14 protein-coding genes are annotated in these 15,878 nt (G+C 65.2%); 6 read left to right on the top strand and 8 right to left on the bottom strand.

Annotated elements, in window-relative coordinates; translation table 11 throughout:
* Positions 1–79: 79 nt before the first annotated feature.
* Positions 80–559, top strand: a complete 480-nt coding sequence (locus E5162_RS05420; protein WP_135943908.1) for a DUF411 domain-containing protein — start codon at positions 80–82, stop codon at positions 557–559.
* Positions 560–773: 214 nt separating this feature from the next.
* Here the strand turns inward: E5162_RS05420 and E5162_RS05415 are convergent, their stop codons facing one another.
* On the bottom strand, positions 774–1,538 hold the full coding sequence (locus E5162_RS05415; protein ID WP_206751041.1) for a LytTR family DNA-binding domain-containing protein: 765 nt from the start codon (positions 1,536–1,538) through the stop codon (positions 774–776).
* A 179-nt stretch (positions 1,539–1,717) separates the two neighbouring features.
* On the opposite strand from E5162_RS05415, the gene E5162_RS05410 reads away from it, so the two are divergent.
* Both E5162_RS05410 and E5162_RS05405 read left to right on the top strand, forming a co-directional pair.
* On the top strand, positions 1,718–2,167 hold the full coding sequence (locus tag E5162_RS05410; RefSeq protein ID WP_135943907.1) for a DUF2141 domain-containing protein: 450 nt from the start codon (positions 1,718–1,720) through the stop codon (positions 2,165–2,167).
* Between the two features lie 9 nt (positions 2,168–2,176).
* Complete coding sequence (locus E5162_RS05405; protein ID WP_135943906.1) at positions 2,177–3,679, top strand: carotenoid oxygenase family protein; 1,503 nt, start codon at positions 2,177–2,179, stop codon at positions 3,677–3,679.
* A gap of 79 nt (positions 3,680–3,758) precedes the next feature.
* On the opposite strand, the gene rsmA is transcribed toward E5162_RS05405, so the two are convergent.
* The 6 genes from rsmA to E5162_RS05375 all read right to left on the bottom strand — a co-directional run bounded on the left by rsmA (position 3,759) and on the right by E5162_RS05375 (position 11,422).
* Positions 3,759–4,616, bottom strand: coding sequence for a 16S rRNA (adenine(1518)-N(6)/adenine(1519)-N(6))-dimethyltransferase RsmA (rsmA, locus tag E5162_RS05400; protein WP_135943905.1), 858 nt, complete (start codon positions 4,614–4,616; stop codon positions 3,759–3,761).
* On the bottom strand, positions 4,613–5,629 hold the full coding sequence (pdxA, locus tag E5162_RS05395; protein ID WP_135943904.1) for a 4-hydroxythreonine-4-phosphate dehydrogenase PdxA: 1,017 nt from the start codon (positions 5,627–5,629) through the stop codon (positions 4,613–4,615). Before pdxA ends, rsmA begins: the two co-directional genes overlap by 4 nt.
* Entirely contained in the window at positions 5,626–6,870 is a 1,245-nt protein-coding gene (locus E5162_RS05390) for a peptidylprolyl isomerase (protein ID WP_135943903.1), read from the bottom strand. The genes pdxA and E5162_RS05390 overlap by 4 nt, the downstream gene beginning before the upstream one ends.
* A gap of 81 nt (positions 6,871–6,951) precedes the next feature.
* Positions 6,952–9,123: an LPS-assembly protein LptD gene (locus tag E5162_RS05385; protein WP_158291203.1), complete on the bottom strand. Its 2,172-nt coding sequence runs from the start codon at positions 9,121–9,123 to the stop codon at positions 6,952–6,954.
* A gap of 83 nt (positions 9,124–9,206) precedes the next feature.
* Complete coding sequence (locus E5162_RS05380; RefSeq protein ID WP_135943901.1) at positions 9,207–10,304, bottom strand: LptF/LptG family permease; 1,098 nt, start codon at positions 10,302–10,304, stop codon at positions 9,207–9,209.
* Entirely contained in the window at positions 10,301–11,422 is a 1,122-nt protein-coding gene (locus E5162_RS05375) for an LptF/LptG family permease (protein WP_135943900.1), read from the bottom strand. The genes E5162_RS05380 and E5162_RS05375 overlap by 4 nt, the downstream gene beginning before the upstream one ends.
* Positions 11,423–11,623: 201 nt before the next feature.
* Between E5162_RS05375 and E5162_RS05370 the strand changes: the two genes are divergently transcribed.
* The 3 genes from E5162_RS05370 (at position 11,624) to E5162_RS05360 (ending at position 13,930) form a co-directional block, all read left to right on the top strand.
* The gene (locus tag E5162_RS05370; RefSeq protein ID WP_135943899.1) at positions 11,624–13,102 is read left to right on the top strand and encodes a leucyl aminopeptidase; all 1,479 of its coding nucleotides are present in this window, start codon (positions 11,624–11,626) and stop codon (positions 13,100–13,102) included.
* A 70-nt stretch (positions 13,103–13,172) separates the two neighbouring features.
* Positions 13,173–13,628, top strand: coding sequence for a DNA polymerase III subunit chi (locus tag E5162_RS05365; protein WP_135943898.1), 456 nt, complete (start codon positions 13,173–13,175; stop codon positions 13,626–13,628).
* Entirely contained in the window at positions 13,625–13,930 is a 306-nt protein-coding gene (locus E5162_RS05360) for an I78 family peptidase inhibitor (protein WP_158291202.1), read from the top strand. The genes E5162_RS05365 and E5162_RS05360 overlap by 4 nt, the downstream gene beginning before the upstream one ends.
* Positions 13,931–13,952: 22 nt before the next feature.
* Here E5162_RS05360 and E5162_RS05355 read toward each other — a convergent pair whose 3' ends face one another.
* Positions 13,953–15,845 carry an ABC-F family ATP-binding cassette domain-containing protein gene (locus tag E5162_RS05355; RefSeq protein WP_135943896.1) on the bottom strand — a complete coding sequence of 631 codons (1,893 nt, stop codon included), beginning with the start codon at positions 15,843–15,845 and terminating at the stop codon, positions 13,953–13,955.
* Between the last annotated feature and the right edge of the window lie 33 nt (positions 15,846–15,878).

Below are 15,878 nucleotides of genomic sequence, written 5' to 3'. Positions count from 1 at the left end.
ACTCATCACGAGCCGCGAAACCGGCTATGCTTGTCGCCATTCTGGCGGTGATGACCGCGATGCATGAGAGTGCTTTTCCATGAAATTCGTCCCTGTATTGCTGGCCGGCCTGCTCGCGATGGCCGGTGCCGGAACAGCTCTGGCGCAGGCCCCGGCTTCCGATGCCCACGCATCCCATGCCCATGACGAGGCTCACGAAATGGTCGTGCACAAGACGCCCTGGTGCGGATGTTGTGCGAACTGGGTCGAGCATATCGAAGCCGCCGGCTTCGCCGTGCGCGTCGAGGAGCACGAGGACCTCTCTGTCATCAAGGCCGAGGCCGGCGTGCCCGGCGATCTGCAAAGCTGTCACACCGCGCGCGTGAACGGCTATGTCATCGAGGGCCACGTGCCGGCCGAAGACATCGCGCGCCTGCTCGCCGAGGGTCCGGACGCGCTCGGCCTCGCCGTGCCCGGCATGCCGGCCGGGTCTCCGGGCATGGAAGTCCCCGGCCGCAGCGATGCCTACGAGGTCGTTCTGTTCAGCGAAGAGGGACGCGAGGTCTTCGCGCGGCACTAGCAGGGGGCGGGTCATCCGCTCCCACCGCTCCACGCTCTCTGGATCCCGGAGCAAGTCCGGGATGACGAAGCTTCATAGTAGTCTCAAAAACCCCACCCCTTCGTCATTCCGGGCGAGCAGAGCGAGACCCGGAATCCAGAGAGGACAGGGTGCCGTCATCCGACCCCTCCCGCATACCGAGGCGCGAGCAAAAGCATCGCAGGCCAAACCCCGCCTAGAACCAGCCCGCCTCGCGCAGCGTGCGCGCATGGGTGCGGCTGACGGGCGCCTGCACGCCGGTGCTGAGCGTCAGCGTGGCGCGGCCACCGCTCTTGTTCGCGTCGGTGACGGCCTCGCGCGCCACCCACCAGGACCGGTGCGTGCGTGCGCCGTCCAGTGCCTCCACCGCGGCAATCGCGTCGCTCAGACGCATCAGGATCAGGCTGTCGCCGAGCGGGGTGTGGACGCGCAGATAATGATCCTCGGCCTGCAGTGCGAGGATGGGCGCCTCGCGCAGCCGGACGGGAAGTTTCTCGGTGAGCGCCGCGCCGATGGCCGGTCCCTCGCCGGGGCCGCCATCGCCCGCTCCTGCGCGTGCTGACCCCGATCCCCCCATGCGCCCTTCCACAACCATGGTGATCGTCACGATCACGATGGCGATCACCCAGACGAAAAAGAAGATCATCGGCAGAATTTCGAGCGGGAAGGGACCATCGGTCAGGTACTGGACCAAGGCCACGGCCAGCGTCACCGGCAAGGTGACGGCGATCGACTGGGCCACCGCGTAGGCGGGGCGGGGCCAGTCGCCGAGATGGCGGTCGAACACACGCTCGAACGCGTAGGCGGCGATCAACCCGAGCCCCATCAGCGAAGTCCAGTAGATCCACACCCAGGGCATGCCGAACTCGTTGGTGTTGTAGGGACCGAGAATCGCCAGGATCGTTCCCTGGACGAGCACCAGCCCTACCGGCGGTGCCAGCCTGCGCAGTGTCGTTTTCATTCACTTCCCCCGGTACTGCCCGCCCCGATCGCGTGCCGTTCGCGATGCGTGAATGAACATCTAGCGTAATTCGCGAACGCTTTCAGCCAGCTTGCGAAAACCGGGTGGAAGCGGCGGCCCGGCCCGGGCTGTGTGGGTCTCGAACCTGAAACCAGAACCCACACGAAAGGCCCGTATCCATGACCACGTTGACCCTCACAAACATTCTCGGTGCCGCGGCGCTCGCACTCGTCGCAACCGCGGTCGCCGCCGAGGCCGATCCGTCCCCGAACCCGGTCCTCACCCTGCGGGTGGAACAGATCGAGCAGGCGCAGGGCCGCCTCATGATCGCGGTGTTTTCCGATGGCGAGAGCTGGTCGGGCGGACAGCCCGCCTTCACCGCCAGCGCTGCAGTGGAAGGCTCCGAGGTCGAACTTGAACTCGGCGCCGTACCCGCGGGCGAATACGGCGTGAAGCTCTATCACGACGTGGACGGGGACGGCGAGCTTGACACCAATCTGGTCGGCATCCCGACCGAGCCTTTCGCCTTTTCCAATAGCGCGATGGGCAGTTTCGGCCCGCCCGCCTGGGAGGCTGCCGCCTTCGGCGTGGGCGAAGACAACACCGTTCACACCATCAGCTTTCGCTAGGAGGTTTCCATGACCGAGATGTCACGACGCCATGCCCTGACCCTGTTTGCCGCTGTCGGCGGCGCAGCCGGTCTCGGCGCCCCGGTCAGGGCGCTGTCGGGCGACCCGATCTACGAGGCCTTTCAGGCCAATGCCCGCAACGACCCCTGGACGCTGGGCGTGCGCGATGCCCCGGCCTCCGGCTTTGACGGCGAGGCGCGCCGTCTGCACGGGCGCCTGCCGCGCGGCCTGTCCGGCACGCTCTACCGCAACGGTCCGGGACGCTATTCGCGCCAGGACTGGCGCTACCGCCACTGGTTCGACGGCGACGGCTTCCTCCAGGCTTGGCAGCTTGACGGCAACCGCATCGCCCATCGCGGGCGCTTCATCGAAACCAGCAAGTGGCAGGCCGAGGAAGCGGCGGGCCGTTTCCTGACGCCGGCCTTCGGTTCGATGCCGCCGGATGCGGGCGGTCTGACCGGGCCGGATGACATGAATGTCGCCAATACCTCGGTGATGATGCTGAACGGCGAGCTCCTCGCCCTGTGGGAGGGGGGATCGGCCTGGTCGCTCGACGCCGACACGCTGCAGGCCCGCGGGCCGCGCCGCTGGGGCAGCGGGCTGGACGGCGTGCATTTCTCCGCTCACCCCAAGGTCGAGCCGGAGACTGACATCGTGTGGAATTTCGGTCAGGACGCCCATGGCGGCCGGCTCGTGCTCTGGAAGATCGGTCCGGACGGTACGCTCCTGGATGCGGGCCTGGTGGACGAGATCGGCACCGGCATGATCCACGACTTCATCATCACCGAGCGCTCGCTGGTCTTCCTGGTCGGCAATCTGCACCACGAACGTCTGCGCCTGCCTTTCCTGGACGGGTTTGCCTGGCGCGGCGACGTGCCGATGACGGCCATCGCGATCGACAAGAATGACTGGAGCCAGCGGCGCAGCTGGGACTTGCCGCCCGGCTTCCTGTTCCATTTCGGGGGCGGCTGGGAAGAACGCGACGGCACGATCCGTCTCGATGCCGCGCTCTCGCCGAACGCCGATGTCATCCTGGAAGATGTCCGCGACATCATGCGCGGCGTGCCCTGGGCGGGTAATTCGCGCATGCAGCTGGTCACGCTCGGGGCGCGCGGGCATTTCCGCATCGAGACACCGGGCGACGGGCTGGCCGAATTTCCCCAGGTCGATCCGCGCTATACCGGCAAGCGGCGCCAGTATACCTGGCATGTCGACTGGACGCCGGACCAGGCGCGCGGGGCCACCGCAATCGCGCGCCGCAACGTGCTGACCGGTGCCTTCGACCACTACGATCACGGTCCGGGCGTCTATGTCGAGGAGCCGCTCTTCATTCCGGCCAGCCGCCGGTCTGCTGAAGGCGAGGGCTGGATCGTGCACACCGCGCTCAATGCCGAGGCCCGCGCGACCGAGCTGCACGTCTTCGACGCGCTCAACCTCTCGGCCGGCCCCCAGGCGAGCTGGCGTCTGCCCTATGCCTGCCCGTTCGGCTTCCACGGCTGCTGGCGCGGGTGAGGCGCCCCGGGGCGCGGGAGGAGGGCGATATCAGGTGAATCCGAGCCCGCCCTCTTGCCCGTGTCCTCTTTGGACGCCGTCACGATCCCTTGGCGGCGCGCCAGGCGCGGGCGAGATCCATGAAGCCCTGCGGGGGGATGGTTTCGGCGCGGGCGCCCGGATCGATCCCGGTTTCCTCCAGTAGCGCTTCGGACGTTGTCGCGGCCAGATTGGCGGCCTGGCCAAGAGATTTTCGCAGGGTCTTGCGGCGCTGGCCGAACGCGCTTTCGGTCACGATCGACAGCGCCGCGACATCCTGAAACCGGTCGGCTTCGGCCAGCGGTTCGAGGACCACGACCGCGCTGTCCACCTTGGGCGGCGGGGTGAAGGCGCGCGCGGGCAGGGTCATCGCGTATCGCGAGCTTGCGCGGGCTGCGGTGAGGATAGCCAGGCGGCCATATTGTTTCTCGCCGACGCGGGCGACGACACGCTCGGCGACTTCCTTTTGAAACATCAAAACCAGGCGCTCCCACCAGGCAGGATCGGCCTCCAGCCACTTGATGAGCAGGGCCGTGCCCACATTATAGGGCAGGTTGGAGGCGAGCAGGCGCGGGCCTTCGGGCACGAGTGCGGGCTCGTCCACTTTCAGCGCATCGGCTTCCTGAACGCTGAGACGCCCGCCGAACGCTGCAGAGATCTGCTCGAGTGCGGGCAGGAAGCGGCTGTCCTTCTCGATCGCCAGGACGCGCCCGGCGCCTTCCTCCAGCAGTGCGCGCGTCAGGCCGCCGGGACCGGGACCGACCTCGAACACGGTGGCCTGACTCATATCTCCGCACAGGCGCGCGATTTTTCGCGTCAGGTTGAGGTCGAGCAGATAGTGCTGACCGAACCGCTTGTCGGCGTTGAGGCCGTGAGCCGCGATCACCTCGCGCAGCGGGGGAAGGGTGTCGCCGCTCATGTGAGCGCACTCTGACGGTTCTCGGCCATCGTGGAAGCCAGCCGGATCGCGGCGATGAGGCTGTCGGCCCGCGCGAGGCCGCGTCCCGCGATATCGAAGGCCGTACCGTGGTCGGGCGAGGTACGTATGATCGGAAGGCCCAGCGTGGTGTTCACGCCGCCATGGAAGTTCAGCGTCTTCACCGGGATCAGGCCTTGATCGTGATAGAGGCAGACCGCGGCATCGTAGCGTGCGCGCGCCTCGGCATGAAACATCGTGTCCGGCGGCATGGGGCCTGCGACGTCATGGCCCTCGGCGCGCAGCGTCTCCACCGCCGGGGCGACCATCTCGATCTCTTCGCGACCGAGCGCACCGCCTTCACCGGCGTGCGGGTTCAATCCGGCTATGGCCAGGCGCGGAGAGGCCAGTCCGAAATCGGTTCGCAGCGCGGCAAGCGTCACGCGCGCGGTGTGAAGGATCGCTTCGGTCGAGAGCGCATCGAGTGCACCGCGAAGCCCGAGATGGATGGTGACGAGAACGGTCTTCAGTTCGGGCGCGGCGAGCATCATCATAGGGCCGCGCGGTCCGTCCCAGGCGGCATGCGCGGTGAGATGCGCCACGAATTCAGTGTGGCCGGGAAACCGGAAACCCTGCTCGTACAGCACAGCCTTCGAGATCGGATTGGTGACGACGCCGCCGGTCCGTCCGGCCAGCGTGTCGCGCACGCACGCTTCGATCGAGGCGATTACAGCGGCGGCATTCGCAGGCGCCGGATGTCCGGGCCGGGCCGGTTCCGGCAAGGGGACGGGACGCACGGGCAGCGCCTGAGAGAAAATCTCGCCGGCCTGTTCAGGCTCGCAGGCACGCGGAGCGGGCAGGTGGAGGCGATCTGCGATCTCGCGCAACTGGTCAAGATCGGCGTAGGCGATGAAGTCATGGCGGCGATCCTTGAGCGCGGTCCAGGCCCTGAGAGTCAGTTCCGGGCCGATACCGGCCGGATCGCCAAGGGTTACCGCGAGCGGCGGGCGCTTCACCGGATCTCGATCGTCGCTTCGCGGCGCAGATCGCGCAGCCAGCGGCGCGACAGAAGCGAGAGCTGCTGACCGCGCAGCTGATCTTCCATCTGGTCTTCGCTGGGAATGCCGGCCCCTTCGATCGAACGTCCGCACAGAACGAAGGACTGGAGACCGGCGGCGGTTTCCAGAAGCGGCGTGGCCTCCACCGGCTCCAGGCCGGTGACGGCGTTGCGGATCGTATCGACCAGCGCGTTGGCGCCAATGGTGCCGAGGTCGGTGACCAGGACGCCCTCGATATTCTCCACGCGCGTCTCGACCGCGTCGCAGGACTCGATGGAGCCCACCGCGCGCGAAAGCCGGGAGCGCGCATCCTCGGTGATGCGCGAGCCTGGAAGCGTGATCTGGATGAGTTCGAGCTGCTCGACCACGGAGCTGTCCCGGCGGTCGATGAGGGCCACGATCAGGTAGCCGCCGGGAACGCGAACGGGCCGGGAAATCTGGCCGGGCTGGCTGAACTGGGCGATGATTTGCTGAACCTGCGGCGAAAGCTGGCTGATCGCCTGCCAGCCGGTATCGCCGCCGGCCGACGCGCTGGGCGCGGCGGAAAACTGGCGGGCCACCGCCGGGAAGGGCGCGCCCTGGGAGAGCTGCTGGAAGACGGTCTGAATCGCGGCTTCGGCCTGACTGGTATCGCCGGAGCCCGGGGCCTCGATAAGGATCTCCCCAAGACGGACCTGAGGCTCGGAGGCCCCTTCTATGACCCGTTCACGGGCCACCTCGATCTGGTTGTCGGACACGCGCACCCGGCTGCCATAGCGACCATTGACCAGAATCTGCCAGGCGATTTCGGCGCGAATCTGGTGGCGAAGCGTCTCGATATCGACTCCGGCGGAGGCCAGGTCCTGATCGATTTCTTCCAGGGTCGATCCGTTACGCGCCGCGATGTCGCGAAGCGATTCCGTGACTTCCTCTTCCTCAACCTCGACCTCGAAGTCGCGGGCGGACTGGAGCTGCAGCGTTTCCTCGATCAGTCCGTCGAGTGCCTGCTCCTGGATGCGGGCCAGCGTTTCCTCGTCGGGCTGAATGCCGGCCGAGGTGAGGATGAGCATCATGCGGTTGCGCACGTCCAGCGTCGTGATCGGCTCGTCATTGACGACCGCCGCGATGCCTTCGACCTGCTGGGCCGGTGCCGGAGCGGCGAAGAGCATGGCCGCGGCGAATGCCGGCACCAGAGAGCAAATGAGAGACTTGAACGCCATGACAACCTGTCGGGTCGGGAGAAGGAAGCGAGAAGATACCGATCAATATGGGCGAAGCAATGACGCAAGACGGTCGCGCGATCAATCGTCCTGAAGGGCGCCGAGTGTGAAGAGGGTGAGCTGGAAGCGGACCGAGGTTCTCGGACCGAGGTTACCGATGTTGTAGTTTTCACGTTCGTAGATGATGTCCAGCCGGGTGCACTCATCCTCGTAGGAGAGGGAGGCCTGCGCAGTCCGGGTTTCGTCGGTGTCGAGGTCGCGGCGGGCTGCCGCTCCGACGCTCCAGCGATCGGTCAGCTCGAACGACACCGAGGCTGCGATCTCCTCATCGTCGTTTTGCCCGGGCGCCTCTGCAGTCAGCTTGGTATAGCGCAGCGCGCTGCCCACGCGCCAGGCCGAGAAGGTTCCGCGCACGTCGCTGCGGTTCAGGCGACCGCTCTCGCTGTCGAAGCGGTTGCGGGAGTCGATCGAGAAGCCGGCGAGATCAATGCCGAATTCGGCGACCCAGTCGGAATTCTCGTTGTCGAGGCCTGTCCCGGCTCCGAACGGAACCTCATTGTCGAGACGGTAGCTCCGGCCCGCAAAGACCTCTGCGTCCGGCAGCCACTCGCTGACCGTATCCAGCTCGAGCAGCATGCCGACATCGGCGCGCTGCCCGTTTTCCCACAGGTCGTAGCCGCCGGCCCGGTTGCGGCTGAACAGCGAGACCGAATCGATATCGACGATCTGGCTGTCTTCGTTGGGCGGACGTTCGCCGTCATCGACACCGGTGGCCGACACCAGGTGGACGCGCGGCGCAATGATGGTCTGCCCCCAGCTGTCCATACGAGCGAAAGGCCAGCTGATGTCGGTGCCCACCGCGCCCAGGGCGCGTGTGAAGTTGCGCGAGCCGGTCTCGACACCTGCCCCGTCGGTCTCGGTGACCGCATAGGCGTCGATCCGCCCGATCGCATAGGGCTCGAAGCGTACGCCGAGGGGCAGAATGGTCGAGCGGTTCCAGCGCAGTCCGGCGCTGGCACGCAAGTAGTCGTCGCCGTCCTCGCGCACCAGATTGGCGGTGGAAAGCTCGCTCTCCAGCAGGCCGGCCCAGTCCGGGAAGGGCAGATCGGTCAGCAATTGTCCGATGGGAGCGATATGGGGCAGGGCGTCGTCGTTCTGGCCTTCGAACAAGGACGTCACGCGAATGGCCGCGATATCGGAATAATAGTTCTGGCCCTGCCCCTGCAGATAGATCTGGGAGGCCAGGTTCCGGTTAGGCATCTCGTAAATGCCACGGCCGATATCCGGGCTTTCTGAGAAATCGTACCGGCGCAGATACAGATCGCCCGACGTCGCCTGAACGCCGAAGCCCCAGCGCCAGCGCGGCGTGAAGTTGAATCGGCCTTCGGCAAAAGTGTGCCAACGCAATTCCTCGGCGCCGAAAAAGCCGTCCTCGTCGAATTCCTGCTCGTAGGTTGCACTGCCGGAAAAGGCGAACTCGCCCGAATAGAAGCGGCGGCGGTATTGCAGCTCCAGGCTCGGATTGACCTCGCTCATGTAGCGCGGCGCCACCACGAGGTCGGAATGCGGCGAGATCACCCAGAGATAGGGTTGCTTGTAGCTGAAGCCGAGACGGTTGGAAAAATCGACGCTGGGAATGAGAAAACCCGAACGGCGCGGCGTAGACGGATCGGCGTGGGCGAAGATCGGCGCGTAAAGAATGGGCGCGCCGAGGATCTCCAGCCGCACATTGCGATAGTAGATCATCTGGTCGTCGAGATCGCGCGTCACGCGGCTGGCCCGCAGACGCCAGGTGGGGGAGCCGCTGCCGTCCTCGCACAAATCGCATGCGGTGTAGTAGCCGCGCGTCATCTCCAGCGAGCCGTCGGCGCGCCGCACGGCAACCGAAGCGGCGGCCTTGCCGTCATTCTCGAGCAGGGTGGCGAAACCATAAGCGACGCCTTCGCTCATCTCGGAGTCGAGCTCGATCGACTCCGCCAGCGTTGCCGGTTCGTCGCCCTGAAAGAGACGGACATTGCCGCGGGCGATGACGCGTCCGGTTTGCGGATTGTATTCGATTTCGTCGGCAAAAAGCGTGCGCTCGCCGCTTTGCATGCGCACATTTTCGCGCGCGAAGAGGCGTTGGTTGTCGCGATCGTCAATCAGCACGCCGGCTTCGAGATAGACCGGTTCGCGCGCATCGGGGGCGGCGTCGCCAACCGCTTGCGCTTTTGCTCCGGCAGTCAAAAGCGCGGCCACAGCGCATGCCGTCATCAAGCTCCGCATGGAACCCCTTTCACCCCGGACCTACCCCGTAGCCTGCGTGTCTATCCAATCGCAGCGCAGGCGTCCACGCATCAACCGTCTTCGGTGTAGGCCACGTAGAACATGGCCGCGAGAATAAAGAGTGCCGGTGCACTCCAGGCTGCACTGATTGTATCGATCGTCCCGGACCGGCCAAGACTTAGCATCAACTCCTGCAGGAAGTAGAGCAGGAAACCTGCCGCCCCGCCGGCGAACGCGAATCCGGCCGCGCCGCCAAGACGCACCAGGCGCAGAGTGGCCGCGATGGCAAGCAGAGCCGCCGCGACGATGGTCAGGGGTTGGGCAAGGAGGCTCTGGAACCGTAATTCATAGGGACGCGTGGACAGCCCCGCAGCCCGCGCCGATGCGATGACGCCGGGCAGATCCCAGAACGAAATTCCGCCCGGCGATCGAGCGCGCTCGAACAGGGCCTGGCGCCCGATCGAAGTCTGCAGGGAAATTTCCCCGAGCTTTTCGCGCGGCGCGTCGGCGGTCAGCTCGACCGCCTCGTCGAGAACCCAGAATCCGGAACTCAGGCGGGCCGACTCCGCTTCGATGCGGCGCACGAGAATCGGGGCGCCGGCTTCGGATCGCAGATAGATGCGGAACACCGGAGTGAATATCTGGCCTTCCTCGGCGTCGAACCGTGAGGCCGTGATGATGTTGAAGCCGTCCGGCGAGGTCTCGCGCAGCCAGACCGGGCCCGCCGACACCGAAGTCATCCCGGTCTGCCCATCCAGAATGGTCTCGCGGATCGTCTCGAAACGAGCATTGCTCATTGCTCCCAGCGGGCTGAGCACCGCAGTCCCGGCCACGCCGATCACGAAGGCGAGAGAGGCAGCGGGCAGCAGGATGCGCCAGGCCGAATAGCCGGCTGCGCGCATCACGATCAGCTCGCTGCGCCGGTTGAGCCGGAAAAAGGCCCAGAGCGTGCCGAACAGAACAATGAAGGGCAGGGTCTCCTGGATGAGGAGAGGCGATTTGAGCAGGGTCAGTCCCAGAGCCTGAAGCGCCGTGAGGTCGGCGCGCGTCGAGATGTCCCGCGAGGTCTCGACGAAGTCGACGAGGATGATGACGGCACTGATCACGCCGGCCGACGCGAGGATGCCGAGCAGCGTCTGCAGGATGAGGTAGCGCGCCAGGCGGCTCATGCGGATGCCTCCGCGTGCGCGCGCCTGAACCGGCGCAGGAACCTGACCGGGCGGTTCAGGATAATCAGGCCGATGACAATTCCCCCGACCGGAAGCGCGTACTGGACAACGTTATAGGCCATGTTGTCGCTGGCCGCGGCCTGAACGGCAAACCCGGCCAGCCTCAGGATCATGGCTCCGGCCCCGGCTAGGATGATGAAGCGTGCGTAGCCTGTGCGCCTGTGTTCGACAGCGAAGAAGGCGCAGGCCGCAAACAGGGCAAAGACCAGGTTGTAGAGCGGAGCGGCAAGCCGGTAATGGCCTTCGGCATACAGCACGGCTGCCGAACGCGCCCGGACGATGTCGGCGGCAGTCGGCATCAGAAGCTCGGGCAGAAAGCGGTCGCTTTCCTTGAAGAAGAAGGCCGAGGCCGGATCGAGGAAGGCGTTGAGCTCGAATTCGTAACGTTCGAAGGCGAGTGTGGACAGCTCGCCCTGTTCGTCGGTCTGGGAGAGCTGCCCGTTCTGCAACAGCATGACCGGTCCGCGAGAGGTGCGTGTGATCAGCCCCGTCCCGGCCGCATAGGCCCGGCTTTCCGTGCCGCGTCCGTCCTGGATGAACACGTCGCTCATCACGCCGTTATCGTCGAGGGAGCGCGTGTAGAAGGTCACGTTGCCGCCGAGGTCGGTGAATTCACCCGGACGCATGAAGTCGGCCACAAGATCGCTGCGGATCTCGTAGACGCTCTCGCGCATTTCCCGGAAGGCGACAGGCTGAACGAAGAGGTTGATGACCAGATTGCCCAGCATCGCGAAGACGGCGATGCGAATGAAGGGCGACATGCGCTGACCGCGGCTCATGCCGGCGGCCGCCCCCACGGTCAGCTCTGAATCGCTGATCAGGCGGTTCATCGAGATGGCGACGGCAAGAAAGACCGCGACGGGCAGAATCATCGCGATGATCTGGGGCATCGCCAGCAGAGTGATCCAGACGAAGGCGAACGCGGTTTCGCGCTCGCTGGAGATCAGCTCGATATTGGACAGGGACTGCGTCATGACGGCCAGGCCGGTCAGCGCCAGCAGGGCCGTCAGGAGCGGCCACAGACCCTGCCTGAACAAATATCGCTGAAACAATGTCATCGTGGCGCAGGTCCGGGGTCGAAAAAGTGGCGGCGGAGCGCCAGATCATGAAGGCAGAGACTTCTAACGTGACCCGCGATCGGATACCACTCACGCCATGAGTCAATGTGTAGCCGGTTTTCCTGCCCTGTCGGCCCACCCCCGGGTACGCGTCAGATCGGACGAGCCGTTCAATCCCGTGAACCAAGAAAGAGACGTGACATGAAGATCAAGTTTGCTGAAACCGCTTCCGGTGACACGCTGGCCGTGCCGGCCTACTCGCGCACCACGCTGTCCGACCCGGCGACCGCGCTGGACGAGAAGACCGGAGGTGCGATCAGCCGCGCGATCAAGGCGTCCCGTTTCAAGGGCGAGGCCGGCGATGTGGTCGAGATCGTCAGCCCCAACGGCGTGGATGCCGCGCGGATCGTCGTCTTCGGACTGGGCGAGAGCAAGGACGCGGACGGCAATGTGTTCGAGAAGGCCGGCGCGAGCGTGGTCAAGCACCTGCTCAATACCGGTGCCGACACGGTCTCCTTTCATCTCGACGGTGTGACCGACACCGAGAGCGCGGCGCGCACGGCTCTGGGCGCGACCATGGCGGCCTATCGATTCGATGCCTACCGCACCAAGCTGAAAGCCGACAAGAAGCCGTCGTTGAAAACGGCCGAGTTCGTGGTGTCCGACGAGAAGGCCGCGAAGAAGTCCTGGAAATCCTGGGAAGCGGTGGCCGACGGTGTGAAGACCGCGCGCGATCTCGTCATGGAGCCGGCCAACATCCTCTACCCGACCGCCTACACCAAGCGGGTGAAGGAAAAGCTGGAGAAGCTCGGTGTCGAGATCGAGGTGCTCGGCGAGAAAGAAATGGAGAAGCTGGGCATGGGCGCGCTTCTGGGCGTCGGCCAAGGCTCTGTACGCGAAAGCCAGCTCGTCATCATGCGCTGGAATGGCGGCAAGGACGGCGAGAAGCCGCTCGCCTTTGTGGGCAAGGGCGTGTGCTTTGATACCGGCGGCATCTCTTTGAAGCCGGGACTTGGCATGGAAGAAATGAAAGGCGACATGGGCGGTTCGGCTGCCGTGGTTGGCCTGATGCATGCCCTGGCCGGTCGCAAGGCGAATGTGAACGCGATCGGCGTGATCGGTCTGGTCGAGAACATGCCGGACGGCAATGCGCAACGTCCGGGCGATATCGTCACATCGCTGTCCGGTCAGACGATCGAGATCCTCAACACCGACGCCGAGGGCCGGCTCGTGCTCGCCGACGCTCTCTGGTACACGCAGGAGCGCTTCGATCCGCGCTTCATCATCGACCTGGCCACGTTGACCGGGGCCATCCTGATCACCCTCGGTCACGAGCATGCGGGCGTTTTCTCCAACGATGACGAGCTGGTCGACAATCTGACCCGGGCCGGCAAGGCCTCCGATGAAACGGTCTGGCGTCTGCCTATCGGAGCGGAATACGATCGTCAGATCGATTCCACGGTGGCCGACATGAAGAATCTCGGCGAGGGCCGCAATGCCGGGTCGATCGCCGCGGCGGTCTTCCTGCAGCGCTTCGTCAACGAGAAGCCGTGGGTCCATATCGACATTGCCGGCACCGGCATGCAGACCGGATCGAAGGATCCGCGCAAGCCGTCGTTCGGAACCGGTTACGGGGTCCGTCTGCTCGACCGGCTCGTGCGCGACTACTACGAGGGCTAGCGCCTGGACGATCCAAAGGGCGGTCTTGAACGGGCCGCCCTTTTTTCATGCCTGAAGGGAGACAGCCGGCGTGGCCGAACTCTGGTTCTACCATCTTGAGCAAGCCAGCGTGGACGAAGCCCTGCCCGAGCTGCTGACCAAGCTGCTTGCTCGCGGGGGGCGGGCGGTGGTCGCAAGCCAGGATGAGGCCCGGCTTGAGGCCCTGGACGCACATCTGTGGACCTTCCGCGACGATGCCTTTCTGCCGCATGGACGTGACAGCGAGCCCCAGGCGAGCCGACAACCTGTCTTGCTTTCCACAGAGACACGGAACGTTAACGGCGCCAGCATGCTTTTTCTTCTCGACGCGACACCGATCGAGATCGAAACGCTGGCAGACTGGGATCGCGTCGTGGTGATGTTCGAAGCTCGGGACGAGGGCGGCGTGAGCTGGGCCAGAGAACTCTGGTCGGCGGCCCGTAAGGGCGATGCCGAGGTGTCCTACTGGCGTCAGAACGACCAGGGGCGATGGGAGAAGAAAGCATGATACGCATATTCGCGATGATTTCGCTGGCCGGACTGGTTCTGGGGGCCTGCGCGGCCAACCAGGACGTGACCGAGGTGGACATGTCCGAACTCGATGAAGACGGCGCGGAGGCGCGCGAGTGCGCGGCCGATCAATACCAGATGCTGGTGGGTCAGCCGGGCACAGAAGTCCATACGCCCAGCCTGCCGCAGCCGCACCGGATTTACGGCGAGGGCGACATGGTCACCATGGACTATCGCCCGGAGCGCCTGAATGTCGTCATTGGCGGAAATGGCGAGGTGATGGAGGTCAAGTGCGGCTAGGGTCTCGCTCGCCGGGCGCGGTCTAGAGCCCGGCTTCGGCCCGGGCCGTCTCGAACGCTTCTTCGGCCTCGAGCCAACTCAATTCTGCCTCTTCGATGAGATCTTCGGCCCGGGCGCGCTTCTTGTTCAGCTCTGTGGCCAGAGCGGGGTCCTTTTCCCAGAGGCCGGGCGTGGCCAGGCCGGCATCGATCTTGGCCAGGACGCCCTTCAGTCGCTCGGCTTCCTTTTCCCATCTGGCCGCCTCGGCCTTGAGGGGCTTGAGACGCTCGCGCGCTTCTGCGGCGTCGCGCCGGCGCTCGGTCTTCTGTCCGCCCGTCGGCCTGGCCTGTCCTCGCGGGCGCGTCTCTTCCTCACCTTTCAGCACAAGCCGGCGATAGTCGGCCAGATCGCCCTGATAGGGGGCGATCGTCCCGTCCGCACAAAGCCAGAGCCGGTCGACACACGCCTCGATCAGGTGGCGGTCGTGGCTGATGATCAGCACCGCGCCTTCGAAGGCATTGATTGCCTCGATCAGGGCCTGACGGCTGTCCATGTCGAGATGGTTGGTCGGCTCGTCCAGTATCATCAGGTGCGAGCCGTGAAAGCTGATGAGGTTCATCAGAAGGCGTGCCTTCTCGCCCCCTGACAGCGATTTGGCGGGTGTTTCCTGACGGTCTCCGGGCAGCCCGAAACGGGCCAGGCGCGAGCGGCGCTGGGCCTCTGTCGCATCTTCCATCAGCTCCAGAATATGGTCGTAGGCGCTCTGGTTGGGATGCAGGGCGTCGATCTGGTGCTGGTTGAAGTGGGCGATTTCTGCCTTCTTGTGCATGCGGAAACTGCCGTCCAGCAGGTCGACATGCCCCGTCAGGAACTTCGCGAAGGTCGACTTGCCCGATCCGTTGCGACCCAGAAGACCGATCCGGTCATCGATATCGATGCGCAAATCCATCCCGGTCAGGACCGGATTTTCGGGCGAGTAGCCCGTTGCGCCGTCCTCGATCCGGATCAGCGGATTGCCCATGCGCCTGGGTGCATCGGGAAACTCGAACGGGGCTACGGGATTGTCGACGCTGGTTGCCACCGGCTCCATCTTTTCCAGCATCTTGACGCGGGACTGGGCCTGCTTGGCCTTGCTCGCCTTCGCCTTGAACCGGTCGACGAAGCTTTGAAGGTGTCGGCGCTTCTCTTCCTGGCGCTCTTTCAGCTTCATCTGAAGACGCTGGCGCTCGGCCAGCTGACGTTCGAACTGGTCGTACCCGCCTTCCCAGATCGTCAGCTTTCCCTCGTTTAGATGCGCGATCGCGTCGACGCTGGCGTTGAGCAAATCGCGGTCGTGGGAGATGACGAGCGCGGCACCGGGGTAGCGCTGCAAGTGGGTTTCCAGCCAGATCGCGCCTTCAAGGTCGAGATAGTTGGTCGGTTCGTCCAGGAGCAGAAGATCGGGTTCGGCGAACAGCGTGGCGGCCAGCGCCACGCGCATGCGCCATCCGCCGGAGAACTCGGCGCAGGGGCGCAGCTGGGCGTCAGGCGAAAAACCGAGCCCATGCAGGATGGAACCGGCCCGCGCTTCGGCCGAATGCGCATCGATGTCGGCAAGGCGCGTCTGGATGTCGGCAATGCGGTTGGGATCGGTAGCCGTCTCTGCCTCGGCCAGGAGTGCGCTGCGCTCGGTATCGGCCTCCAGCACGTAGTCCATCACCGTCGTCGGGCCGCCGGGTGCTTCCTGCGCGACCGAGCCGAGCCGGGCGCCAGGCTGCAGCGAGACCGACCCGTCATCGGGCGTGGTTTCGCCACGGATCAGCCGGAACAGGGTGGACTTGCCGGTGCCGTTGCGTCCCACCAGTCCCATCTTGGTCTTGGCAGGCAGGAAGAGCGTCGCCTGATCGAACAGGCGCCGGCCTTCAATGTGATATGTGAGGTCGTTGATGTGCAGCATGGGCGATGCCGGTTAGCACGGCTTCACACGCCG

Source organism: Marinicauda pacifica (assembly GCF_004793635.1).
GTDB classification, from domain to species: Bacteria; Pseudomonadota; Alphaproteobacteria; order Caulobacterales; family Maricaulaceae; genus Marinicauda; species Marinicauda pacifica.
Note: the sequence above shows the minus strand (reverse complement) of the source record. Positions and strands in the feature narration are given on the sequence as shown.

Coding starts and splice junctions, on each gene's coding strand:
- E5162_RS05420 (WP_135943908.1), top strand. CDS start 80: ATGAAATTCGTCCCTGTATTGCTGGCCGGCCTGCTCGCGATGGCCGGT.
- E5162_RS05415 (WP_206751041.1), bottom strand. CDS start 1,538: ATGAAAACGACACTGCGCAGGCTGGCACCGCCGGTAGGGCTGGTGCTC.
- E5162_RS05410 (WP_135943907.1), top strand. CDS start 1,718: ATGACCACGTTGACCCTCACAAACATTCTCGGTGCCGCGGCGCTCGCA.
- E5162_RS05405 (WP_135943906.1), top strand. CDS start 2,177: ATGACCGAGATGTCACGACGCCATGCCCTGACCCTGTTTGCCGCTGTC.
- rsmA (WP_135943905.1), bottom strand. CDS start 4,616: ATGAGCGGCGACACCCTTCCCCCGCTGCGCGAGGTGATCGCGGCTCAC.
- E5162_RS05390 (WP_135943903.1), bottom strand. CDS start 6,870: ATGGCGTTCAAGTCTCTCATTTGCTCTCTGGTGCCGGCATTCGCCGCG.
- E5162_RS05385 (WP_158291203.1), bottom strand. CDS start 9,123: ATGACGGCATGCGCTGTGGCCGCGCTTTTGACTGCCGGAGCAAAAGCG.
- E5162_RS05380 (WP_135943901.1), bottom strand. CDS start 10,304: ATGAGCCGCCTGGCGCGCTACCTCATCCTGCAGACGCTGCTCGGCATC.
- E5162_RS05375 (WP_135943900.1), bottom strand. CDS start 11,422: ATGACATTGTTTCAGCGATATTTGTTCAGGCAGGGTCTGTGGCCGCTC.
- E5162_RS05370 (WP_135943899.1), top strand. CDS start 11,624: ATGAAGATCAAGTTTGCTGAAACCGCTTCCGGTGACACGCTGGCCGTG.
- E5162_RS05360 (WP_158291202.1), top strand. CDS start 13,625: ATGATACGCATATTCGCGATGATTTCGCTGGCCGGACTGGTTCTGGGG.
- E5162_RS05355 (WP_135943896.1), bottom strand. CDS start 15,845: ATGCTGCACATCAACGACCTCACATATCACATTGAAGGCCGGCGCCTG.